At 40.6% G+C, this 24,942-nt stretch carries 20 protein-coding genes; 12 read left to right on the top strand and 8 right to left on the bottom strand.

Annotation, left to right across the window (positions count from 1 at the left end; genetic code table 11):
• Positions 1 to 247: 247 nt before the first annotated feature.
• Positions 248 to 2,629: an ABC transporter permease gene (locus QNI15_RS12680; RefSeq protein ID WP_314032024.1), complete on the bottom strand. Its 2,382-nt coding sequence runs from the start codon at positions 2,627 to 2,629 to the stop codon at positions 248 to 250.
• A gap of 295 nt (positions 2,630 to 2,924) precedes the next feature.
• Between QNI15_RS12680 and QNI15_RS12675 the strand changes: the two genes are divergently transcribed.
• The 4 genes from QNI15_RS12675 (at position 2,925) to QNI15_RS12660 (ending at position 4,879) form a co-directional block, all read left to right on the top strand.
• Positions 2,925 to 3,248 carry an ArsR/SmtB family transcription factor gene (locus tag QNI15_RS12675; protein ID WP_313999686.1) on the top strand — a complete coding sequence of 108 codons (324 nt, stop codon included), beginning with the start codon at positions 2,925 to 2,927 and terminating at the stop codon, positions 3,246 to 3,248.
• A 6-nt stretch (positions 3,249 to 3,254) separates the two neighbouring features.
• Positions 3,255 to 3,734 carry an SRPBCC family protein gene (locus QNI15_RS12670; protein ID WP_314032023.1) on the top strand — a complete coding sequence of 160 codons (480 nt, stop codon included), beginning with the start codon at positions 3,255 to 3,257 and terminating at the stop codon, positions 3,732 to 3,734.
• A complete protein-coding gene (locus QNI15_RS12665; protein WP_313999682.1) occupies positions 3,731 to 4,114 on the top strand; it encodes a DoxX family protein in 384 nt (127 codons plus the stop codon). Before QNI15_RS12670 ends, QNI15_RS12665 begins: the two co-directional genes overlap by 4 nt.
• A 189-nt stretch (positions 4,115 to 4,303) precedes the next feature.
• A complete protein-coding gene (locus QNI15_RS12660; protein WP_314032022.1) occupies positions 4,304 to 4,879 on the top strand; it encodes a DUF4256 domain-containing protein in 576 nt (191 codons plus the stop codon).
• 553 nt (positions 4,880 to 5,432) lie between these two features.
• Here the strand turns inward: QNI15_RS12660 and QNI15_RS12655 are convergent.
• The 5 genes from QNI15_RS12655 to QNI15_RS12635 all read right to left on the bottom strand — a co-directional run bounded on the left by QNI15_RS12655 (position 5,433) and on the right by QNI15_RS12635 (position 13,980).
• The gene (locus QNI15_RS12655) at positions 5,433 to 8,297 is read right to left on the bottom strand and encodes a PQQ-dependent sugar dehydrogenase (RefSeq protein WP_314032021.1); all 2,865 of its coding nucleotides are present in this window, start codon (positions 8,295 to 8,297) and stop codon (positions 5,433 to 5,435) included.
• A gap of 228 nt (positions 8,298 to 8,525) precedes the next feature.
• Positions 8,526 to 8,807: a hypothetical protein gene (locus QNI15_RS12650; protein WP_313976807.1), complete on the bottom strand. Its 282-nt coding sequence runs from the start codon at positions 8,805 to 8,807 to the stop codon at positions 8,526 to 8,528.
• Between the two features lie 350 nt (positions 8,808 to 9,157).
• Complete coding sequence (locus tag QNI15_RS12645) at positions 9,158 to 11,797, bottom strand: TonB-dependent receptor domain-containing protein (protein WP_314032020.1); 2,640 nt, start codon at positions 11,795 to 11,797, stop codon at positions 9,158 to 9,160.
• A 312-nt stretch (positions 11,798 to 12,109) separates the two neighbouring features.
• Entirely contained in the window at positions 12,110 to 12,874 is a 765-nt protein-coding gene (locus tag QNI15_RS12640) for a LytR/AlgR family response regulator transcription factor (protein ID WP_314032019.1), read from the bottom strand.
• A complete protein-coding gene (locus QNI15_RS12635) occupies positions 12,871 to 13,980 on the bottom strand; it encodes a sensor histidine kinase (RefSeq protein WP_314032017.1) in 1,110 nt (369 codons plus the stop codon). Before QNI15_RS12635 ends, QNI15_RS12640 begins: the two co-directional genes overlap by 4 nt.
• Before the next feature lie 783 nt (positions 13,981 to 14,763).
• Here QNI15_RS12635 and QNI15_RS12630 point away from each other — a divergent pair.
• Positions 14,764 to 15,393, top strand: coding sequence for a hypothetical protein (locus QNI15_RS12630; RefSeq protein ID WP_314032015.1), 630 nt, complete (start codon positions 14,764 to 14,766; stop codon positions 15,391 to 15,393).
• Between the two features lie 273 nt (positions 15,394 to 15,666).
• On the opposite strand, the gene QNI15_RS12625 is transcribed toward QNI15_RS12630, so the two are convergent.
• Complete coding sequence (locus QNI15_RS12625) at positions 15,667 to 15,822, bottom strand: hypothetical protein (protein ID WP_314032014.1); 156 nt, start codon at positions 15,820 to 15,822, stop codon at positions 15,667 to 15,669.
• Positions 15,823 to 15,985: 163 nt separating this feature from the next.
• On the opposite strand from QNI15_RS12625, the gene QNI15_RS12620 reads away from it, so the two are divergent.
• From QNI15_RS12620 to QNI15_RS12600, 5 genes are all read left to right on the top strand, one after another.
• Complete coding sequence (locus QNI15_RS12620; RefSeq protein WP_314001302.1) at positions 15,986 to 17,377, top strand: alkaline phosphatase family protein; 1,392 nt, start codon at positions 15,986 to 15,988, stop codon at positions 17,375 to 17,377.
• Positions 17,378 to 18,057: 680 nt separating this feature from the next.
• Entirely contained in the window at positions 18,058 to 18,285 is a 228-nt protein-coding gene (locus tag QNI15_RS12615) for a hypothetical protein (RefSeq protein WP_314001300.1), read from the top strand.
• A 1,327-nt stretch (positions 18,286 to 19,612) separates the two neighbouring features.
• On the top strand, positions 19,613 to 19,876 hold the full coding sequence (locus tag QNI15_RS12610) for a helix-turn-helix domain-containing protein (protein WP_314001298.1): 264 nt from the start codon (positions 19,613 to 19,615) through the stop codon (positions 19,874 to 19,876).
• Positions 19,877 to 19,987: 111 nt separating this feature from the next.
• Positions 19,988 to 21,157: an AAA family ATPase gene (locus QNI15_RS12605; RefSeq protein ID WP_314032012.1), complete on the top strand. Its 1,170-nt coding sequence runs from the start codon at positions 19,988 to 19,990 to the stop codon at positions 21,155 to 21,157.
• A gap of 608 nt (positions 21,158 to 21,765) precedes the next feature.
• The gene (locus QNI15_RS12600; protein WP_314001294.1) at positions 21,766 to 22,011 is read left to right on the top strand and encodes a helix-turn-helix domain-containing protein; all 246 of its coding nucleotides are present in this window, start codon (positions 21,766 to 21,768) and stop codon (positions 22,009 to 22,011) included.
• Between the two features lie 244 nt (positions 22,012 to 22,255).
• Here QNI15_RS12600 and QNI15_RS12595 read toward each other — a convergent pair whose 3' ends face one another.
• Positions 22,256 to 22,774, bottom strand: a complete 519-nt coding sequence (locus QNI15_RS12595) for a hypothetical protein (RefSeq protein WP_314032010.1) — start codon at positions 22,772 to 22,774, stop codon at positions 22,256 to 22,258.
• 239 nt (positions 22,775 to 23,013) lie between these two features.
• On the opposite strand from QNI15_RS12595, the gene QNI15_RS12590 reads away from it, so the two are divergent.
• Together QNI15_RS12590 and QNI15_RS12585 are read left to right on the top strand one after the other, a co-directional pair.
• The gene (locus QNI15_RS12590; RefSeq protein ID WP_314032009.1) at positions 23,014 to 24,018 is read left to right on the top strand and encodes a hypothetical protein; all 1,005 of its coding nucleotides are present in this window, start codon (positions 23,014 to 23,016) and stop codon (positions 24,016 to 24,018) included.
• A gap of 331 nt (positions 24,019 to 24,349) precedes the next feature.
• The gene (locus QNI15_RS12585) at positions 24,350 to 24,928 is read left to right on the top strand and encodes a Crp/Fnr family transcriptional regulator (RefSeq protein WP_314032008.1); all 579 of its coding nucleotides are present in this window, start codon (positions 24,350 to 24,352) and stop codon (positions 24,926 to 24,928) included.
• Positions 24,929 to 24,942: the final 14 nt, after the last annotated feature.

The raw sequence follows: 24,942 nt of genomic DNA, 5'->3' as shown, positions 1-24,942 counted from the left end.
GCTTCTTCATTTTTTGCTTGTCCAAAAAAGGACAACAAATGAGAATTTGTTGGGCCAGGATGTGTGCCAGCTGCAAAAAAGGACACTTTTCTCCAATCCTTCCCCCCGCAGGCCAAAGGCCAACCTCGCGGAGAAAAGATTGCCTACACACCTATACTACCATCCACGATTGAAGGCATCATTACTCTCTTTGTAACTTCTTTTCCTCAAAGTTCAGAATAGCCTATATTTCAGCTACAATTACGAACTATTCGGTTCGGAGGCTCTTTACAGGATTAGCTAGCGCAGCCTTGATGCTCTGAAAACTCACCGTGATTAATGAAATCAGTAGAGTTCCGATTCCTGTAGCTGCAAAGATCCACCAGGCTAATTCCGTTTTGTAAGTATAATGCTGCAACCAGGTATCCATAAAATAATAAGCACCGGGCATGGCAATAAGGAATGAGAGACATACAAGCACTACAAACTCTTTGCTCAACAATGCCCATACATCCAACACAGAAGCACCCAGTACTTTCCGAACACCGATCTCTTTTACTCTTTGTTCAGCCATAAATGAGGTCATGCCGAACAAACCAATACAGGAAATAAAAATGGCCAGTATAGCAAAGACAGTTGCCAGATTGCCTATCCGTTCTTCAGTACTAAACTTTTTCTGATACTCCTGATCAACAAAGCTAAAACTAAAAGGAACAGCAGGTGAATAGGCTTTGCATACTTTTTCAATCTTTGCCATTGACTCATGTGCACTTGTAGCAGGGTTGATTCGTATAATAACATTGTCAAAGCCGTGTCCTCCCAGATAATACAGCGTTGGTTTGGCAGGTTCATAAGGAGAACTCATTACCATATCTTTTACTACTCCGATTATAGTATTAGATCGTTTTCTGAATTGCAGAATATGCCCAATCGGATCTTCAAGGTTCATGTATTTTAAGGCAGCTTCATTGATGATGACCGCATCTGAATCAGTAGGCATTTGCAGGTTAAAGTCACGTCCCTGTACCACTTTCCAGCCTATGGTTTTACCGTACTCGGCAGTAGTGCGTATGCTGCCAAATGTATATTTCTGAGAAGGATCTTTTTCTTTCCACTCTACATCATCCCGGTTATTGTTGATGCCATAGGTAGGACTTGAAGATTCTGCCATGGAGACAATTGCACCATTCTGCAACAATTCATCCTTAAGAGCTTCAAAGTGAGAATGCAAATCTCCGGTTGAAGCTTCTATATTGATCAAGCCATTGCGGGAATACCCAACAGATCTGTCTTTTGCAAATTGTATCTGTTTAAAAACAACAATTGTACATATAATCAATAACACAGATATAGCAAACTGTACTGTCACCAGTACTTTTCGGGGAGTAGTTGCCAGCTTACCCGCCTTAAATGTCCCTTTTAAGGCTTTGACAGGTTTAAAAGAGGATAAATACAATGCGGGATAAATCCCTGAAAGACCTCCTGTTACCAAGGTAAAGCCAATAACCCATACCCATAGTACTGGATTGTCCCAGGGAATAATAATCTTCTTTGATGCCAGCACATTGAAAGCAGGAAGACTGATAAAGACGACGAACAAAGCAAATACCAATGCGGTAAAAGCCATACAAACAGATTCAAAGAAAAACAGCGTTACCAATTGTGAACGTAACGAACCAATGGCTTTGCGAACTCCTACTTCTTTGGCTCTTTTTTCGCTACGAGCAGTGCTTAGGTTCATAAAGTTGATGCAAGCCAGTAGCAACACAAATACGCCTATAATACCAAATAACCACACATATTCTATACCTCCCCCAACGTTAACACCATTTTCAAACTTGGAATATAAATGCCATTGGTCCATTGGATGAAGAAACAAAGCTGACTGCTGCTTTGCATCTGGCGGGCCATTCTGTTGTTTTGTGTTTTTGATCTTTTCGGATACTTTCTGCCTATCTGCGTTATCAGAAAGCTGTACATACAGAAAGAGTGAGTTGTCATTCCAGTCGTTGGGATCTCTTCCAATCCAATCTTTATTGCCTGCAAAAAATTTCCAGGGCGCCATAAATGCCACTTTGTGAAAAGTTGTATTTACTGGCAGGTCTTTATATACCCCAGCCACTTTGAAAATGGCTTTATTATCCATCTGTATCAGTTGGTTAACAGGCTCGGTATCTCCAAATAATGCTTTGGCAACTGATGAAGAAATAAGTATTGAAGAAGCATCCTGCAACGCATTTCTTTGTCCCTTCTCCATCTTCAGCGATAACATCTCAGGGGCATCTTCCCCTATGAAATTGCCACTGAATAACACATTTTTACCAGATGCAGATAAAACATGCTGATCTGTGAACGAAGACATAACAATATATTTAAAGTCGTTCGGGTAGTCTTTACGCAATGCTGCCTCCAGTGGCCATGGAATTACCTTTGAGGTGTGGACTTCATTGTTATGAGTGCTATTTTCTATCACCTGTGCAATACGATCATACTTTTCGTGATAGGTATCAAAGGATAGTTCATCCCAGATCCATAAAGTGATCAACAGGGCTACAGCCATTCCTACAGATAAGCCTGTGATATTGATCAATGAATGCAATTTGCTTTTAGTAATAGTGCGTAGTGTACTTTTGAAATAGCTTTTTAACATGGGAAGGAAGTTTAAGTATGTATTTCAGAATAACAGGACACTCTCATTATACCAAATCTGACCTCAATACTTGTACCAATACTAAAATCCATGTCTGTAAGCTTTATTGCGGCATTGATACTCATAATTCGTGCGAAAGTGGACAGGGTGTTGTTCGAAAATGAATAGAAAACTAGTATAAAAGGCCCCCTTATTCTCTCATTTCATAAGGTGCTTTTCTCTAATACTAAAAAAATCAAAAAACACTTGCGTAGTCAAATGACTACACATACATTTGTAGTCAAATAGCTACACAATGAATTTAAGACGAGATGTATTCCAGGCCATAGCAGATCCGACACGAAGAGCCATTCTTCTGTTGGTTGCAACGCAAGCCATGACAGCGGGGGCAATAGCCTCAAACTTTGATACAGCGCGACCTACGGTTTCCAAGCACCTGCAAATACTTACAGAGTGCGAGTTGCTGAAACAGCAGCAAAACGGCAGAGAGATGTACTATCACTTAAACCCGCAAAAGATGAAAGAGATCGCTGACTTTATCGAACCCTTCCGCAACATGTGGGATGACCGGTTTAACAAACTGGAAGACATAATGAAAAACTATAAACCCAAAGACTAAACAACTATGGAGCGAAAAACAAAGGTTAATGCCGAAGAAGGCAAACAGGAACTGGTCATTACACGGGAGTTTGAACTTCCAGTAGAACTCCTCTTTAAAGCCTATGTAGAGCCCGAAATTGTGGAACAGTGGATGGGAACAAAGGTGCTGAAGCTAGAGAGCAAAAAGCATGGTAGCTGGCAGTTTGAAACGTCTGATCCTCAGGGAAACGTGGTACTAAAGACAAATGGAGTAATTCATGAATTTGTACCTAATGAGAAGATCACCCGGACATTTGAAATGGAAAATACACCATTTCCCGTACAGCTGGAGTTTCTGGAGTTTGAAAAGCTCACCAGCAACACCAGCAAACTGACTATGCATGTAGTATATAAATCCGTCGAACTGAGAAATCAGATGCTGCGGATGCCTTTTGCACAAGGAATCAATATGGCACATAACCGATTACAGGACATTGTAAGCAAATTAAAAACAGTACATTCATGACAAAGAGAGATAAAATTATCTATTGGATTGCTACTATCTGGCTGGCATTGGGAATGTTATCAACCGGTATAGTGCAGTTATTGAAAGTGCAGAAAGATGTAGATGTTATCACAGGTCTGGGTTATCCGGTCTATTTTCTGACATTACTGGGCATTTGGAAAATTCTGGGAGTCATTGCCTTGTTTGTTCCCGCTTTTCCTGTGATAAAGGAATGGGCCTATGCAGGTTTTTTCTTCGCTATGTCGGGAGCCGTATTTTCACATATCGCATCAGGTAATCCTGTGAACGAAATACTTCCTTCACTCCTTCTGCTGGTACTGACTGTGGTATCGTGGTACTTCAGACCTGCCAACAGAAAAGTCATTGCCATTAGCCAATAACGGTAAAATGATTGAAAAACATTTCTATTCATTAGAAGAAATGCACCCTCCTCACCTTTAAAAGGATCTTTTACCAAATAGATATGCCTTTGATTTTTGAGTGAATTGACAAGTGTAGAACCTGTCAAAGATTCATTTTAGGAAAGCAAGTTAGTTAGACACTCAACACACCTATTGAACAGATAAGATATGAACAACGTAAAAAGCCCTCAAAAAGAATTGTTAGCAGAAGAAGCTGAACAACTTCTCAAAACACTGAAAACCCGTTTCGAGAAAAACATGGACCGCCATAAAGGTCTTGAATGGGTTAAGGTGCAGGAAAAGCTGGAGGCCAATCCGGATAAACTGTGGTCACTTGACAAAATGGAACTAACGGGTGGAGAACCGGATGTGGTAGGATATTACAAGAACACAGGTGAGTACATTTTTTATGATTGTTCGCCTGAAACGCCAAAAGGCCGCAGAAGCATCTGCTATGACCGGGCAGCATTAGAATCCAGAAAAGAGCACAAACCAGCAGATAGCGCTATGGATGTAGCCGAATCGATGGGTATCGAAATGTTAACTGAAGAAGAGTACCGGGAGTTACACAGGCTTGGAAAGTTTGATGCAAAAACATCCAGTTGGGTAAAAACACCTGATGATATTCGTGAACTTGGTGGAGCCCTCTACTGCGATTATCGTTATGGTAAAGTGTTCGTATACCACAATGGAGCAGAGTCATATTATGCAGCCAGAGGCTTCCGTGGATCACTGAGAGTCTAAGGGTCTCATAGTATATGAAATAACTTATTTTAAGGTTAAAACTACTGGTTCGAACGTCCAGTTTATGCTGTCAAAGTAAATTCTCTCCCTACATTTCTGAAAGCATCTCACCTTTTTCCTGTCCTTCTGAAAGAATCTTGTGACAAATAGAGCCCTGCTTGGTTCCTGAGAGACAAATAGTCTCCAAAAGGAAAGGCCGCTAACCTTGCCACAAGATTCTTTCAGAAGGACAAAAAAAGGGTGTAATGGCACAAAAAAGAGACTATCCCCTAAAGCCTTCAAAATTGAAAAGGTATGGGACATTATAAGGGAGAACCCTTGGCTTGCAGGCTGGAGGTTCGGAGGTAAGGGCCCTTCTTTGCTTATCACGCCGTGGCGTGACAAAAAAGTAAGAGGCGATAAGAAGAGTGATGTTCTGGACTAGAAACTAACGTAGAAAGAGTGCTGTCTAAAAAATTAACCCAAGCCCACATTTTTCAAAAACATAGGCTTGGGTTTTACTCATATTCAACATTCGAGATGACTCAGGTATACTATTTACTCACTCAGGAACCTAGTTTTTCTCATTCTTCTCATTGAGAAACTTTATACTGGTGAGTGTCATCAGAGGCTCGATAGGACGGGCTGCCTCATTTTTGAATACAAAGTACACATCATGTATGCCATTCACCATCTTGATCGATGCCTTTACAGGAGGACGATAAAAAGGATTGGGATTAGCAGGAGCAGGTTTGGGAGCGGTTCCATCGGGTTTTGCTTTGGTACTGTCGGCCTTCTGGGATTCCAGTTGTGCCATTACCTTGGCAATATCCTGTTCAGGTGCTCTTTCTACTTTTACCTCACCAATCAGATCACCTGTGGGAGAATCCAGTCTTACCTCGATGGTACCACCTACACTACCATCTCTTTTCTGTGCAGCAGCTGCCAGTTCCAACTCCTGAATGCCACTTAAATCCAGTTTTTTGAAACCTATATAGCTATTGGCAAAAGGTATTACATTGCTGCCACTTCCCATGCCTCTCGCCTTTATCTCAGCTCCTTTGATCACTTCTGCACTGGACGCACTTACATCCGCACTGCGTAATACAATGCTATTCTCTGCCGTTTGGGCAGGAATGGTTTTTACACCCCGGTCAGTATAGGCAGCCCGAATCAGTACAGACCCTTTGCCTTTGTCGCCTTCCGGAAGTTTTACGGTATACGTTCCTTTTACCGGTAGTGTACTCAGTGTTTTGGTAGTGCTGTTCAGAATATAGTTTACAATGGTACTGGCATCATTGACAGACATAGCTGGATGGGCAGGCATATTGACTTCTCCCCATACGCCGGAACCACCATTCCGAATTTTGTTAATCAGATAGTTGGGAGCCTTCGCATCACCCTGATATTTGGTGGCAATCTCAGTAAACATGGGTCCTACCGACTTGGTTTTTAACTGGTGGCAAACATTGCAGTCGCTTTTGGACATCAGCACCTTGGCTACGGCAAACTGAGTGGAAGCGTCTACGCTGCGTTGGCCCTGAATGATTTCAGCATAGTCAAATCCTTCAGACAGATAGTCTATACTCATTGCTACCTGAGCGGGTGTAATTTTTCCATTAGCCAGACTGCCGTCTTCCTTATCACTGACTGTCACATCATATGCCAGGGGCTGATCTGTAAAGTAGAATGTTTTATTACCAGCCAGATCTACCGTTACTGCCGGAGGTTCATTGCCAGCAATAATCTTGATAGACTGGCTATTGCTTGCTCCTTTGGCATCTGTTACGGTAAGCGTAGCTGTGTATACCCCTGCTTTGTCAAAAGTGACAGCGGGATTGGCAGTGGTGAATAGTTTGGGTGCCCCTCCGGCAGTAGTTACTTTCCATTGGTATTTTAGTGCATCCCCATCAAAGTCTTTGGTACCTTGTGAGGATAAGGTTGCCTGAAAAGGTACTGTTCCTCCTGTCTTGCTGGACGAGGCATGTACCAATGGCTTACGATTACCTCCATTGTATTCAATACGAACCAGAGCAGAGTTGTCACTTTTACGGAACCAGTTACTGCCATATTCCAGTACGTAAAGGTCTCCATTGGGACCAAACTTCATGTCAATAGGTTCTACCGGACGATAGTTTGGCAATATTCTCTCCATGGATTTATAATTGCTATTCTCATCCATGGTGATTGCCATAATCCAGCCACGGGAGAAGTCGGTAGCTATCCATTTGCCTTCGTAATAGGCTGGCCAGGGACGTTTTGCATTTTTAAAGTCTGAACGATGATAAATCGGACCACCCGTTGCACTACGGGAGCCAGAACCTACCAATGGAAACTTTTCGGACACGCCATAGGGATAATAAATAAAGGCCGGTTGGGCGGGAGGTAATTCCGTAAGGCCTGTGTTGTTTACAGAGTTGTTTAGTGGTTTGGTTGGGTCTTTTTTATCTCCACCTTTCTTGGCTACATAATCATAAAACGGATAGCCCACATTATCTGCAATAAAATAAGGCCAGCCATAGAAACCCGGTTTCTTGGCCTGATTTAGTTCGTCATATCCACGAGGACCGTCTGGTGTATCATCTGTAGCATCAGGGCCTACTTCTCCCCAATAGATATAGCCAGTTTTGCTGTCTACAAAGATTCTCCACGGATTGCGATGTCCCATAGTATAGATTTCGGGACGGGTTTTGGGAGTGCCTTTGGGAAACAAATTTCCTGCAGGGATGGTATAACTGCCATTGGGTTCCGGATGTATGCGTAAGATCTTTCCACGAAGGTCATTGGTATTGGAAGAACCCCGCTGATCGTCCCAGCTACTTCTGCCAGGTCGTTCGTCTGTTTGTCCAAACTGTCCGTTACCTGTGTTGTTTCCTACTGTCAGGTATAAGTTTCCAGCCTTGTCCCACGTCATGCCACCTCCTGTGTGACAGCATACTTCCCGTTGGGTAGGTACTTCCAGCATCACTTTTTCGGATTTTATAGCATCATCTTTAAACTCCCAGCGACTGAGTACGTGCTTCTTTTCAGTTGGATGAGCATAGTACAGGTATAGCCAGTGATTTTGTTCAAAATTGGGGTCCAGCGACAAGCCCATCAATCCTTCTTCTGCTTCACGCACCTGACCTTCCGCACTGGTGTATTTGGTGTTAACAGGAATGGTGGCGATGACACTGGTCGTGTTGGTTACCGGATCGTATTTCTTAAATCCTCCTTTGCGTTCAATGATAAAGGCAGTACCGTCCTTCAGTACTTCAAACACCATAGGTTCGTCAAGATCTTCTGTTACTACGACAGGTGTAAATCGACTTTCGTCAGGTTTTTCATCTGCAGGAGGAGATGTTGGTTTTATTGACGAAAAAGAGAGCAGACTAGCCACTACTGCCAGAATGCCCATAACAGGAAAAATGCGTTTTCGTGAGTAATTGGATGTGATCATACTGTAAGGGGTTAAAAAGTAATAAGTTTCTATCGGAGTATAAGTCTGCAAGTCAGGACTTATAATAGTATGTTGAAGTATTGCTTAGAGGCTGGTGTTGAACTATATAAAAGTAAATATTTTGTACAGGAAAAGTTATATGTTTTGCGAAAAATAAAAAAGACCTCTCTTTTTCTAGGCACTAGGTTCAGAGAGGTCTGGATGAAAGACTGTTTGGTTAGTTAAGTTTCAGATAACACTGGAAGGACTTCCTTCATGGATATGTTGCAGCAGTTCTACTTTAATAGTCTCTAATTGATCGAGTTCCCATGATTCAAATGGTATGATACCGTTCATTTTCTGTCGTAAACGATACACATAAAGTCTGCTCGAACTTCCATAAAGTATTTTCGATACATGCCGGATGTCCAGATAGGGGGTATGAAGCCAGGGCACCATCATAATTCTGTAGTTGGTATAATATTTAATAATTAGTAAAGGCTTGAAATAGCTTGTTTGTAACGACATCATTACTGCATAGACTATTTTCAGTGCCTGGAGTTTAGTTTATTTTGAAGCGGGTTATATACATTGAAGTTGTTTAGGATAATCTTATAAGGCTTTAAAGACAGATTTAATACAAGTTTTATAAGAACTAAAAATACCTGTACTGCGCCTTCTCCCATCGTTGGTGTTATCACCAACGAGTTGTTTCCCCTCATGCAGGTTGGTGATAACACCAACAGGGGGTGTGAAATTGAGGCTCGCTACAAAATCTGTTCGTTGAGCGTATTTAAAAATTATCCTAAACAACTTCATTATGACAATCTGTATGAATATCTTTTGAGCCTACTACACTATATATAAACCACTTAGCTGTGTTATTGTTTTTGCTCCAATACAGGCAGCGGTTTTTTCTGCATGGTTGAATCTGTTTTTTGCTGAGGCAAAGCTGGCACTTTCAACTGATTGGATGGTTTACCTGCTCCTCCTGGTCCTGCTCCCGGTCCTTGAGGCGTACCTCCGCCTTGTCCCTGAGGGGCTCCACCACCTTGCTGCTGTGCACCAGTGTTATCTCCACCTTCTTTCAGGTCGTCATTGGTAATGGACTTGCGACTTCTGCGGGGACCCTCATTGGCACTTATCTTTCCGAACCGATAGCTGATATTTACTTTAAAACTCATATTGTGCATTTCTGTTACACTGGATTGCACTAAATCTGCCGAAGTCAGGTTAACACGCATTCTATTGGCAGGCGTAAGAAAGTTTTCAGCTCCAAATCCAATACTGCCTCTTTTGTTGGCAAAATCTTTCTTTATGCTCAGACTATAGATACCAAACCCACTTTGAAATCCTTGTAACTGCACCTGACGTCCTCTGTAGAATCCAAAAGCTTGTATTCCCCAACCTTTGCCTAGCGTATAGTTTCCAAATCCACGAATGTTGTATACCCAACCCTGATTACTATAGGTTCCATTATTTAGTGAACTATAGTATGCATCTGTTCCACCATTGAGTGATAATCTGTTTGACAGATTAATATTGACAAACACACTAAATCCATATGCATTTTCTGTTCCTACGTTCTGGTATGTCGTTATAATGGTATCACCCTTTGCACTTCTTAACGGGCCAATTACATTATTAGTATTTCGCATAAATGTAGAAAAATTCAGCGAAGTACTTTTAATGTTTGTACTATAAGACAATTCAAAGTTGTTTGTATACTCTGGCTTCAGGTCAGGATTTCCTACAGTTATATTTAACTGATTGGATGACTGTCTGTTAGGATTTAAAAATTGTAGAGAAGGTCGTTGGATACGGCGGTTATAGGCCGCTTTGACCATATTTCCATTTTTCAGTTTTTTGGACAAATTAAGGCTAGGCACCAGCACACCATACGAGGGAATAGAGATAGCCTCTGTCTCTTTTTGCATGGCAGCATCAATGGTCGTATACTCATATCTTGCACCAGCCTTTAAGCTATAGTTTTTAGGCAGATTATAGGTATAGGAAAGATAGCCTGAAGTAATTTTCTGGTTGTAACTAAACACGTTGGTCAATGCAGTATCAGTACTGAGCACATAAGCACCAGTTGCTCCTGTAGCCGTCAGGGTTTGATAGTCACTGGTTACTTTACGGATGATCTCTTTGGCACCTACTTCCAGCATCTGACTCTTGCCAATAGGATTCTGATAATCCATCTGAATGGTAATTTCCTGATTATAGCTTTTGTTCAGGTTTTTGCGTCTGCTTTCAACAGACTCATCACTTTCTGATAGAAGCGAATTGACAAAATCGTTGGTTTGGTTATTACGGCTATATTGAGTTAAGATACTGAACTCCTGCTGAGGCTTTTTAAAGTTATGGGTATAGTTCAGGTTTACATCCACTGTACCAGATAAGTCTTTAGTATGTACATCCTGTAACAGGCTCTTGTTTAATGTATCTGCTGCGAAAGTCTGGCTTGACAATCCATCCTGGTAGGTATCCCGGTTGCGGGCTCCATACTGGACAGAGGCACTCAGGAAGTTGTTGTCGTTGATATCATAGTCCCAGCCCAGATTATAATGTCCAAACAGGAAGTTATTACGGGTATAGGCACTTTGTTTTGTCAGATAGTTTGGCTCTCCATTTACGTAGGTTTGCTGCGTACTGTTAAAGTTTCCGTTTACATTGTATCCATAACGGCCAAATCCACCCAGAGAGAAGCCCATTTTCCCTTTGCGGTAGCTACCCCGCAGACCGAGGTTGCTACCTCTGGTACCTGCACTGGCGTCTGTATTCAGGGAGAAACCACTAAGTGTATTTTTCTTGGTAATAATATTGATAATACCACCTGAACCTTCAGCATCGTATTTGGCAGATGGAGAGGTAATCACTTCTACTGATTTGATCAGATCCGAAGGAATTTGCTTCAAGGCATCGGCTACACTTCCGGCAGTAATGGTCGAAGGACGGTTGTTGATTAATACTTTGATATTCTGACTACCACGCAATGAAACGTTTCCATCCAGGTCTACAGAAAGCATGGGTACTTTGCGTAGTACATCGGTGGCATCTCCTCCTTTATTGGTAGCGTCGTTTTCAGCATTATACACCGTGCGGTCTACTTTCTCCTCAATGATATTACGTTGTGCCTCTACGGTCACTTCCTTCAGCAACTGTACACTGGGGCTTACCAGAATCGTACCCAGATCTATATTGTCGTTTTTATCACTGATGGTGATACCTGGAACAACCTTGGTCTGGTAACCAACGAAAAATATGGAGAGAGTATACTTGCCGTCGGCTATTTTAGAAAGGGTAAACTTTCCTTTGTCATCACTGACAACTCCGTCGACAGGTTTGTTTGTAGCCGGATTGAGAAGAGATACACTGGCAAACGAAACGGCCTGACGATTGGTAGAGTCAAGAATCACCCCTGTGATCTTTCCGTTCCCTTTTGGGGCAGAAGCTGTCTGAGCAAAAGCAGTTGTCAGGCAGAGAGTAAAAGTGAAGAGGAGAAGTAATTTTCGCATAGTCTTAGGAGATTAGATATGCCGAAATTACTTCTCCTCTTTCTGCTGGTAAAATCAACCTTGCGGAGTGCCTGTTTTAGTAGGATGAGTCCCTGATTTTCCCTCTTGAATGTCTGTCGATTATAGGAGGTTGTCTGAAATTATTCTATAAAGTCTCTTCCCGTTGTTGGTGTTAACCTTCCCCAGGTTGGTGTTATCACCAACCTGCATGATGGGAAAGTGGTCGTTGGTGATAACACCAACGACGGGTCGCTTCGCTCTAAAATCTGTCCTTTTCTTCTCTTTAAAAAGAATGTAAACAACCTCTCAGGCTTATTTACCCAGCCATTCCTTAAAATCAGTTATCCGGTCTCCGCTGACGAATACCTCGTGGCGGGCCTTGGGTTTCAGATCCAGCTTTAATTTGCTGCTTGAATAGGTATGAATAGTTTCAATTGCAGACAGAGACACAAGGTATTGACGGCTGATACGGAAAAACTGCCGGGGATTGAGTATCTGTGTTAGCTTATCCAGACTATAGTCTACGGGTAAATGTAAACCATCCTGAGTAACCAGAAAGGCAACTTTTTCTTCCAGAAAGAAATAGGCAATTTCGGAAGTCTCTATGCTACGGATCTTTGTCCCGACAGTAACCATAAAACGATCTTTGTAGTCTGTCTCTTTGGGTTTACCCAATAGGTTGAGCAAGGTAGTCAGATCAGGAGTGGCTGCCTGAGCCTGTTTTTTCAACAGCTGATATTTGTTTAAGGCTGCCACGAGTTCCTCATAGTTTACAGGTTTTAACAGGTAATCAATGCTGTTTACCTTAAATGCCTGTATCATGTATTCGTCATAAGCTGTTGTAAAGATAATAGGAACCAGTAGCTGTACCTGTTCAAAGATACGGAAGCCCAGATCATCGTCGAGATGAATGTCCATAAACACCAGATCCGGAGAAGGATTTTCCCGGAACCATTGCACAGCCTTAGCAACAGAAGGTATTTTGGCAAGAACTTCAATACTGGGATCATACTTAAGTAGTAAAGATTCCAGTCGGCGGGCAGTCAGATTTTCATCTTCTATAATAAGTACTTTCATGAAAGTAGGGGAATTTTAACAATGAAAGCTCCATCTGATTCACCAACCCAGACCTGTCTGTCGGTGAGCAGGTGGTAGCGGTTGATAATATTCTGCAACCCAACACCGGTTGAGATATCGGACTGTGTACGAAGCTGGATTTTATTTTTTACAATAAGATTCGTATTCTCAGCCCGGATATACACCTGCAGTGGCTCCTCAGATGACATACGATTATGTTTTACTGCATTTTCTATCAATAGCTGCAATGTCAAAGGGGCTATTTTATAGTGATTCCAGTAGGTTTCAGGCACCTGAATCACCACATTAAACTTATCCTCAAACCGGATCTTGAGCAGAAAAACATAGGATTGAATAAATTCCAGTTCCGTCTTGAGTGAGACCTGCTCATTGTCTTTTTGTTCGAGTATATACCGATAGGCTCTGGATAGCTGGTCAATAAACTTTTCTGACAGCTCGGCATCTACCTGCACCAAAGAGGATAAGATACTGAGACTGTTGAAGAGAAAATGGGGGTTTACCTGATTTTTCAGAGCAGAAAACTGTGCCTGGATATTCTCTTTCTCAAAGCGTTCTGCCTTCCCATAAATCTCTTTCATTCGCTGATTGGCGCGTCGGTTGGCAATCAGGTAAAAGCTGGATAGCATCAGCATCAGAAAATAGCCAATGCTGGACCGATCCACAAAAGCCCACAATGCATGGGTCATATAAGAAGGAGGCTGCTGAAATAAATGTTTTCCTGTAAAGTATTGAAGGCCAAAGTCCATCAGCCCCACAACCCGTCGATAAACCATTACAAAGCTAACCGCCAGCACCAGCGAAAGAACTACCGTAACCAGTTGGGCCGGAAATTTAAATTCCAGCAGAAATCCTTCTCCAAAGCGCTCGGCCAGTTGATGCAATATCCACTCTGTGACGCCCATCCAGATAAAGTAAAAGAACAGGATAGCAAATGCGTCAACAACAAGAAAGAGAATAGAGGCCTTGATACCCTGCCAGTCGCCACCAAAAATGGGAAGGTACATATACAGAAAAATGGGATAGTATATCACCATCAGGCTGATAGCCAACTGCCATTTCTGCTTTGTATTTAAACGATAGGCCATAATAGCTCTTTGGTAAAAAACAACTTATAGCAAAGGTGATTTTTTACTTTATGAAAAGAAATGATTTACCTTTCTAAATGACAGATATTGCCACAGATTTTTTCTCCTTACAAATTTCTGCTACTATCGTTGCTCAATAAAATGAATGTTCCTGAATGCCGTTTTTTGTCTGCGGAACCGGAAATTCTGAGGACGGAAGGTTGTATAGAAGGTTGAAAGGTGGAAGCGATGGAGCTTTGCTGAAAGAGACTTCCCCCTCCTGTAAGGATCTCCTCTCCCTAACCGTCTGGAAAAATCCTCCCCCTTTGTCCTCCTGAAAGGAACTCGTGACAAGACCGGCGGCCACTGAATTTGGAGAGTATTTTTTTCGCTCATAATACAAGCGCCACTCTATTTGTCACGAGATCCTTTCAGGAGGACAGAAAGGGAGGTCAGAAGATACACATCAAAATTTTTTGCAGTGACTTTCGCTCATGCGTCAGTTCTGCGGTTAATTCCATGCAACAACAATTTTGCGGTTAGCTCTATGCAAAAAAATTTCTGAAGAGAGACAATGTGAATGGCCTTCCAGCCTGTTATTTGCAATAAATTCAACGCACTTTAGCATTTTGAACTATAGTATACTCACCCGTACCAAGGTAACTAGTCGTTTGCCTTTCTTGCGGGAACAACCTACCTGCCCACTTTTAGGTGTTGGTACCACTTCATTTTTTTGAATTTGGATGGGAATATCAAGGAAAGATGTAGATTGTTAAAAATAATTAAATAGTGTATAGTTTTAGAATGAAATCAATAAACATCCTGTTTTTTTGTCTTTTTCTGAGTTGCTCTTCTAGACAAAAAGAAAAGAGTGCTGATACTGCTCAACAAACTCAAGTTGTAAAAGAGGATACCTCTTTGGTAAAGTTCGATAGTATTCGTTACAGCATAGAAGTACCTGAAAAAAATGATATTTCCTTAGCTAAGCCTTCTTCTGGAGTAAAGCTTTTAGGAAATATAAAAAAGTTAAACAAATTTTGTTTTTTAACTGTGAGCAATGGATCTTCTCGGGACATTGTTATTCCTGGACGAGACTCGACAATTGCTCTTGATGTTGTTAAGTATCATACTCCTAAAGCAATCCATCGCTATGATCCTTATGAAAGTATAATGATAGAGTATCATTATGGAGTAGAGTTCAAAAAAGTCAAACCTGGTATGAGTAGTAAATTTTATTTGTGTTATTATGCTGAAGATGTAGATACTTTGCAGTTTAGTTTTTCTTATTTTATTGATAATAAATCAAAGAATTCCCCTGCAGAACAACAAAACAACACACCTCGGATAAGCCCGGAACGATACGTTACCATATATTGTGTTCTTAACAAGAAAGGGCAAATGAGTATCTTTAAATCAGTAGTGAGGAAAATGTAATTTTAGATTATTTAACTGTAATATAGAATAAAGATATTCAGTGTAAGCCTAAGAATAGTCTCTTATATATAGGAACTTTATCTGTGTTGTTAATTGAGAGCTTGGCTAAATCACAAGCTAAGGAAAGAATAGTTATCTAGATCCATTAATGGAAATTTTCACCAGCCTCATCCAACCGCTGAATTAGTTTCTCTTTTAATGAATCCAGAAAAAAAGATCTGACAGTTTTACTAATACCAATTTGCTGCTAAGGAGTTGGAATGGGTTGTTGCCTTACTCTGAAACCACAAATACCCAATCACTATCCGCATGCCAGTCATCTTCTATATTGCTTCTGCCACAACAGGCAATACCCAGTCCGATGCCCCAATCCCAATGATGTACTGTAAACACAGAGGGTAGTCCGTCTTCGTCCTTAATAGGCTGCATCGCAATCACAAGCGTTTTCTCATAGGATTGGTCCCTAAGTAGTTATAAATGGACTATTTGTTTTGAATCAAGATACCTGTAAAAAAATGAAATATAATGTAAATTGCCTGCTTACTGGAATACTAGGCTGCCAAGCGTCTTTGTTATTTAAAAACATACTTTCATGAAGAAAACAGTTGTTATTGATGTAGTAGGTTTAACCACCGGACTAATCGGAGAAAATACTCCTTTTCTTAAAGAGTGGTCGTTAAAGGCCAGTCAGGCAACGGTGCAACCAGTAATGCCAGCCGTTACCTGTACCGCACATGCTACTTATTATACAGGCAAATGGCCTGATGAACATGGTATTGTAGCCAATGGCTGGTATTATCGGGACGTATGTGAAGTGCGTAACTGGCATCAGTCCAATAAACTGGTTGAAGCTCCCAAGATATGGGAAGTAGCCAAAGAGCTTGATCCTACATTTACCTGTGCCAATATGGGTTGGTGGTTTAACATGTACTCTTCGGTAGACTACTCCGTGACACCCAGACCTCAATACCTGGAAGATGGCCGCAAGTTTCCGGATTGCTATACACAACCTGCTGACTTGCGGGATTACCTGCAAGCTAAATTTGGCACATTTCCCTTGTTCACCTACTGGGGGCCTAATACGAACATTAAATCTACCCAATGGCTGGCAGACGCCTCTATTGAGGTGGATCAGAAATATAACCCCACACTTACCCTGATTTACCTGCCTCATCTGGATTATAACCTGCAACGGATAGGCCCTGAAGATCCGAGAATTGCTACAGATCTGCAGGAAATAGATAAGGTGTGCAAACAGCTGGTAGAGTATTATGAAAGCAAGGGTGCACAGGTGATTCTGCTTTCAGAATACGGCATTACCCAGGTTGACCGTCCTATAATGTTGAACAGGGTGCTTCGGAAAGAAGGATTGCTGGCCATTCGGGAAGAACGTGGACTGGAACTTCTGGATGCAGGTGCCAGTGATGCGTTTGCGGTTGCAGATCACCAGATTGCTCATATCTATGTTAAGAATGAGTCGGATATTCCGAGGATTAAAAAGTTGATCGAAGCCGTTCCGGGTGTAGATAAGGTATATGCAGGAAAAGAACGCGAACAACTTCATCTGGCACACTCGCGTGCCGGAGAGATAATAGCTATAGCAGATGCCCGCTCCTGGTTTGGCTATTATTACTGGTTTGACGATGCCAAAGCACCTGATTTTGCACGTCTGGTAGCGATTCATAAAAAGCCTGGCTTTGATCCTGTAGAGCTGCATGCAGACCCTAAGATTAAATTCCTTCTGCCTAAGGTGGCTTTTAAAGTCTTGAAAAAGAAGCTGGGCTTCCGGATGCTGATGGATATCATCCCACTGGATCCTACACTGGTAAAAGGCTCTCACGGTAGAATGCCCGATTCTAAGAAAGAATATCCGTTGATTATGACTAAAAGCAAGGACTTACTCGGACAGTCACATATTCAGCCCACTGAAGTGTTTGATGTAATTATGGCTCACCTGAAGTCACAAAAGGAAGTAGCTGTATAAGTGTATTCTGGACTGGAACGTCTGTTTGTTTTGAACAAGATACCATTCATTGATTGTGCCTGGTTGGCTATGTATAGGCATGCCCAGTTTTGTCAGGGAATAGATTTGTAAACAAACAGTGAGAAATGTAGGGGCGACTGGCGGTCGCCCTGGTTCTCACAGGCACGGTATTGGATACATCCGAAACGGTTGTCTGATAAACCCAATCATTCGCGTTCGGAACCAGGGCGACCGCCAGTCGCCCCTACAGTACATTCTATTGGTTTATAAACACAGGCAAAATCTATCTGAACCTAAACACGCCTGTATTTATATCTTTTCTGGAGAAAGGTTTCTGACACAAGTATCCACTCTATACTGTTAATGAAAGAAAGCCACTCTTAAAAATACTTCATTGAAAAGAACATTTCCTCTTAGTCCTCCTTAAAGGATCACTTCACATCATCTTTTTATCTTCCTGAAAGGATATTCCTCTGTGTTCTCTTGAGAGGATTACTTACCCTCTACATCTTTTGAAAGAGCATTTCCCTTCCCTGTCCTTCTGAAAGAATCTTGTGACAAGACCGGCGGCTTTTCCGACTGGAGAATAAATTCACTCACAAACCAAGTGTGGCTCTATTTGTCACAAGATTCTTACAGAAGGACAACGAGGTGGGGGCTTTTTCATACGGACAGAGAATGTGAGATTCTTTCAGGAGGGCAAAAGAGGGGATTTTTCCAGTTGGACAGAAAGGGGTAGCTCCTTTGACGAAGGGAAGAATAAACAGATTCTTTCAGGAGGACACAAGCAGGGAAGAGAGAAGAGAAAAACACTCCTTTCAGAAGGTCGGTTGATAAGAGTTGGAAGTCCATCTATGACAGCTACTGACTATTGGCAGAATTTATTCCCAGAGCAGGAAGATAATTAAAAAAATATTTTATATACTTTTTTAATTGTTACTATATCTACATTAATTAGTGGTATAGAGTTCAATTGTTACTCTCAATAAAGCAAGTCTTTAGGTAAGTATACCTTATAAAAACTGTTGGTAAGACTATTTTTACACTCAGATAAACACTTGGAGATATTCAGTAATCTTTGTCATTAGTTATATTTCTTCTCCGAAAGCACAGTAACGCCACTTACAGGAAAATTCTTTTAGGTAAAGAGGTGGTTTCAGAATGTAAGGATTCGGCTTTGTCAAGAATATAGGAAAAAGTCGATTTTGCTTTTAGAATGCATTAGAGCCACTAAAAGACATCAGGTAAAGTCATTTGTCGAACAGGCAGGTGATTTAGGTTTATAGAGGCTCTGAGAGGCTTTAAATTCACTGGAGCCAAATTTTAAACTTCCGCTTCTCTGGTCGCTGCTTATACTACCTGTATACTTATTGGTGTGCTATAAAAAAATATTTTCCGTCACCCTCCATATCTGTAGCAAGGAAAATACGATCATCTTTTGTGAGTATCTGACTAGTATTCTGGTTCTCAGTAAAATACAAAGTCTCTAAATATAATAAGGTGTAAGTTTCATAAAATACCCAGGAGTACTGGTAAAAGTTATAGTATATGCAGGCAAAATAACCTTTGTATGGAAAGCTTATTTTTTCTATTTTTGAAAAGTAAAAAGCAGCCAGAAGTTGCTCGAAAAAGCAAAGCCTTTTACCTATCCCTTCACCGGATTATTTTTTAGAAAGCCAGATATTGTTAGAAAAATGTTACTAAATATTTTTATTTACATGAATTTAAAGATGCTCGCATCGGGTTTTGAGTTTGTCTTTTTTTATCTCAGACATACCAATCTTACACAGCCACCAGTGGCTATTCGGTACAGCAGAAAAACCAAGTTAGTTATATAATAAAAAAGGAATCCCTTTGTGAGAGACTCCTAGCATGAGGCCAGTGTAGCGAAGTTTGGCGACAGAACTACAGCTGGACTTAGAATCAACCTTCTGTTTTGCAGAAAGGCTGCTTTATTTTTATCAGAGACAATACAGATGTGAGTACCTTATGTTGCCTGTAGTATACAGACTCTTTGTATAAGAGGTGTTGACATACCAGCAACGAGGCTCTACAAATTTAGCAAAAAGTAAGTAAAAGTAAATACCCATAACTACTTTTTCGTCGAAAAGGCAACCAGGAGTTTGGCAGATTTGCTCAGCGTATATTTTGCTACTTACCGTTCAACTGTATTGTCTCTGGTTGTCCTCATAAGGGGTTCTGGTGTAATCAATCTTTACCAAAACCTACTTATTCATGCACAATCCGTTTGACGATCTTCAGGATCGACTTATCCGTCTGGAAGCTCTTGTTCTGGAACTTCATTCCTACTGCCAACCTTCTCCGGCACATCTGGGAGGTATTGAACTGGCGATGCAAATCACAGGACTAGCCCAATCTACTATTTATAATCTGGTATCCGCAGACCGCATCCCTTATATGAAGCGGGGCAAGAAGTTGTATTTCAGCCGTACTGACCTGGAAGCTTGGATTATGGATGGCAAACAGGATGTTAGTTAAGCAGAATTCGAATTAATCTGACATACTGCAGTGAAGTATCAATGAGGCTCAAAGAGGTCTGCAACCTAACCATGTGCCAGAACTAACAATATACTCTACTTTTAACTCACCATGAATCAATATAACACTAATCATCAGAATACTAACAGCAACGAATTTCACCAACTGGTCAATCAGTTCAGAGAAGGGAGACCGGTGGACTTCTCTATGACTCAACCCAAACCGGAACGTAAACGAAGTATAGATATTGACTTCACGTACCAGGCCCGCAACCGCAAGCCGGCCATTCGTATTCATGATGTAGATCTGATCAGCAAAGGCGAGATACTATCTGTAATTGGAGCTCCGGGTGCAGGTAAGTCTAATCTGGTGGAAGACATTGTAGCGGGATTTGTATCCCATATCACGCATACACCGTATCCTAACCCGCTGATTGGCTTTCACTATGAAGCCGCTACTCCACAAAGCCGAATGGTGCTGTTTGACTTTGAACGATCCACAGACGATGTAGCCAAGTCGTTAGGCCGTATTTTCAGACGGACAGGTATGGACGAAAACCTGCTGAAGGACAACCAGTTGTACAATGTGCGGATTCGCTCCCAAATTGAACTGGGAACCCTGGAAGAAAGACGCGACGACATTCGTCTGTTTTTGCAGGAGGCGATTGATAATGGAGAGCCCTATGATTATTTGATACTGGACGGCTGTCTTGACCTCACTACCAACATGAACGATCCGGAAGGAGCCCCTGAGGCTGTCCGCTGGATACGTACCCTGACAGCCGAATTTAACCTGGCTACAATCTGCACCTTGCATCCCAACAAAAACAGTGAAACAGCCGCCGGGCACTTTGGGACGTTCCTGCATCGCTGGAGCCGGGCATTTCTGCTGCTTAAGAAAGTTCCCATGAGGAAAGGGCTACGAATGCTCACATCTGAGTTTGATTTAGGCAAACTTTCTCACAGCTCAGATTCAGTTGAAAGATATTTTATCTGGAATAAAGAGCGACGTTTCTTCACAGCAATAGATGCCCCTATAATGCTTCCATCTCAGCCTAACCCTAATCATGCACCTAAGCTACAGCAGATTATTGAAAAAATATTTACCAAACGAATGACTACTGAGATACCAGCCGTAGAGTTTAAAAAACTTATGCTGGAAGCCTCAGGTGAAAACGAAAGTAAGGTAAAACGTCTAATTGCTCAAGCTGTTGAATTTGGATATGTAAGAGTTAGTGGTGGAAAAAAAGCAGCCATCTATCATCTTGTTACTATACCCTGACAACTTTTTTGGTTCACAGTTTCTCTCTCCTATAGGAGAGAGAAACTGTGAACCAAAAAATAAAAAATAATCAACAAACTAAAAATGTACTAAAAAGTGAACCAAAAAATACGTGATAATGCATTGATAAATAGTTTGTTATATGATATTTGATAAAAAACAGGTGAGCCAGAAATAAACTAAAATGACCTAAAAAAGTGGTGTTTTTTAGGTCATTTTTTAGGTCAGTAGATGCACTAAAAAGAACTAAAAAAATATATGCAAAATACAGTATATACCATTAATAGTACAAAATAACCATATAGTTCAACCTTCAACTTATGCTTGCAATAGGAAAATCTATAATCTCTATTTTATCTCTGATTTAGATATGTATGTATACTTCAACCCAAAACAAATTCTTGAACACAATCCTACACAACAAAAATTTTAACTATAACTCTATGCAAAACCCTCTGATCCAACCAAGCTGTAGTCTGGCTCATCAGCCACCATAATATATTGAAATCAACGCATCACAAATGTTTGAACTAAATACTATTCAACCAGCCATCCTGAATATAACTCAACTCATTACTACTAATTCACCACTTTAACTGATAATATCTATGAATTTACAGAAGATAGGCCAACGCATACATTATATACGTACAGAGATTGTTAAACTGCCTCAACGCGAATTTGTGCAGCGAATGGGATTAGGCCAAAGCAATATCTCTCAAATGGAAAAGGGATACACTTTACCCAGCTGTTTTTTCCTGTTTAGCTTGCACATTACCTACGATATCAATCTAAACTGGTTGATGACAGGATGCGGCGATATGTACAACAAGTCGATTACAGATAATGGGTAACAAGCAGTGAATATTAAAACAGGCGTCACAGAGATACTGACGCCTGTAAAAAGTTTCCCGTCGTTGGGGTTATCACCAACGAGCTCTTTCCTATCGTTTATGTTGGTGATAACACGCAATAAGGGTGGCATGACATCTTTATTCTCAAAGTTCGGGATGACTCATGTTGATAATTTATTCCAGTGAATGTTTTGTGCTCCATCTCTTCACCTGCAAATTACACTATAAGCAGGTGAGTATTCTGTTAAAATAACGTCAGGGACTCAAACAATCGATCTTTATTAACCTCTGCTATTTCTTTATGTGACTTATTAGCTTTTACTCCCATTATTACGATACAATTATTTACAATAAGCATACGCATATATGTCAGTTCTCCAGAAGGGTCTTTGAATCCCAAATCCATTCCTTTCATACTCTGTACATCTATTTCAAGCTGATATAAGATCTGATAGTTTTCACCTCTTAGATAACGCTCCGTAAATTCCTGCAGAAGTTCTTTTGCTCTTTTTGCTGGTATCTTTACTACATTTGGCTCTATCTTACCAGGCAGTGTACTATTCACAATCTGAATCGTCATTTTTTCAGTCTGGCAAAAGACATATTGTAATGTATCTGTACGCATGACTGTTTCGGTGGCAGGTAATTCAAGGGTTCCTATTTTATCTAATCTTACAAGATGCCAGTTTTGCGAATAAGCAGAAAATGAGATCAGCATCAGGATTAGTCCCAACAGGTAGTGTTTCAACTGGATTTTTTTCATGAGTAAGTAAACAGGAAACTTATAAATCAGTTTTTAAACCTATAAAGTGAGTAGCATGCTATCCATAATCAGGCCACTTTTTGATAAGTAATGCCAGGCTTTTGCTCTTCATTCTGAAGTATTTATTGCTTTCAACTAACCAGAGGTAACCAAATAAAATAGTAACATCACAAAGAGCTTGTTTTCTTTCCATATATATTTGCTCCTTAGTAAAAATAATTCTGTCACCTTTCTACTTCATGATGTTTAAACGATTACTCCCTTTCCTGTTAACAGGACTAGTATTGATTACTGCCTGCAAATCTGACAATGACGAAACTCCCACTCCTCAGAAAACCTGTAGATTAACCGATAGCCAGTCCATTACGCTCTACCCGGACAACTCCAGGGATACGATTACCATACATTATGAATATAATATTCAAGGATTGCTGGTCAGCACAAAAAATATATCTTCAGGCATCATCATCTATACAACTAATATATATAATTCGGAAGGTTTTTTAACTGAACAGAAAACCACTACTGAGAGTACAAATCCTGGTCAAGGTATCGTCAAATATACTTACATACAAGGTAAACTTTCTAGATTCAATACTACATATGAATCAACCTCTTATCAGTATACAAATGAATTCAATTACAATACAGATGGTAAAATGACATCTATGATATGGAAAGGAAAAAGCTTGTCCAATGATGGCTCTGTTCTTGGGTATAAAGATTCAATTTTGTATCGTTATACAGATAGAAAACTAACAGAAATCCTAGCGTATTATCAAAGAGATGGGTTACGTGACTATAATTACCACTATACGGTGGAAACAGATGAGAAAGGTCGTATGTTGTCTAAGTCCAAGGAAAATGGCTATAAAATAGTATATCAGTATAATGCAGATGGAGAATTAATTAATCTTAAAAACTATTATATTGATCTGCTTGAATCCTACACTGTATATGAATATGATACCAAGAAAGATATTGAAACTCTGATAAACCCTATTCCTAAAGGCCACCCTGCCAACATATCCGGAGAAGAGGTGTATAATATGACCAAGCAGATTTCGTATGATAAGAACGATTATAATAATAGTAATCCGACTCATACGCTACAAGAGTATGAGTCCTACCTATATGAGTACGAATACAATGAGCAGGGATATCCCACCAAGAAGATTCAGAAATATACCTACAATGGCCAGACCAGGATCACTACTACTACTTACAATATAACCTGTCAGTAAGTTGAGCAACCCTGTAACGGCTGGAATACAGAAGGTGGAGGCTATCAGTGATACTGGATTTACTATATTTCTAAGTACATAGTAAATTTGGTATCGCCTATAGTGTGAAGTAGGAATTGAGACATCGTTACTTAAAACCAGTATCTGTTTATTATTTTACAACAGCTTTTAATACTTCAGATTCAACCTCCTCAAAACATGCCTCTCAAAACATACTTTACTACCTCACTGTATCCATTGAAATAAAGTATAGGCGAATCCTAATTCGTCTTTCTTGTCATTTCCTATGTATATTTAAGCTTTACTGCATTGTATACAGACAGTTACCTTCATGACAGACATATTTTTTAGATATACTGACAGGTTTGTAAAATTTACCGAGCAAGACAAAAATCTCCTTGTGTCTGCTCTGACGCTTACACAGGTCCCTGCGAAAACAGAGTTGGTTTCCTATAATCAGCAAACGGATGCACTGTATTTTCTTCTCACAGGCTGTATCCGGAAATATTTTGTGAAAGACGGTGAACAGATCACTACCTATATTATGACAGAGAATGGCTTTATAGGGGCATTTGATAGCATTGTTATGGGTATTCCAAGCGAAGAAATTATAGAGTGCCTGGAACCCTGTACTCTGTTTGTTCTGAAAAAAGCAGATCTGAACAGGCTGTATCAGCAAGTACCATTAATGAATGAGTTCATACGAAAGGTACTTGAAGGTGTACTCATTCAGTTTAAGCAGACTCTTTCTCTATTTATTCTGGATAATCCGGAAGAACGGTATGTAAAGTTACTCTCTCAAAACCCTGAAATTCTGCAAAGGGTACCTCAGCATATGCTTGCTACTTATCTGGGCATTACGGCTACTTCGCTGAGCCGTATCCGGAAACGAATTTTAGAGAAGGCCTGATCTTTCTTGTCTTT

Source organism: Xanthocytophaga flava (assembly GCF_030068545.1).
Lineage (GTDB): Bacteria > Bacteroidota > Bacteroidia > Cytophagales > 172606-1 > Xanthocytophaga > Xanthocytophaga flava.
Note: the sequence above shows the minus strand (reverse complement) of the source record. Positions and strands in the feature narration are given on the sequence as shown.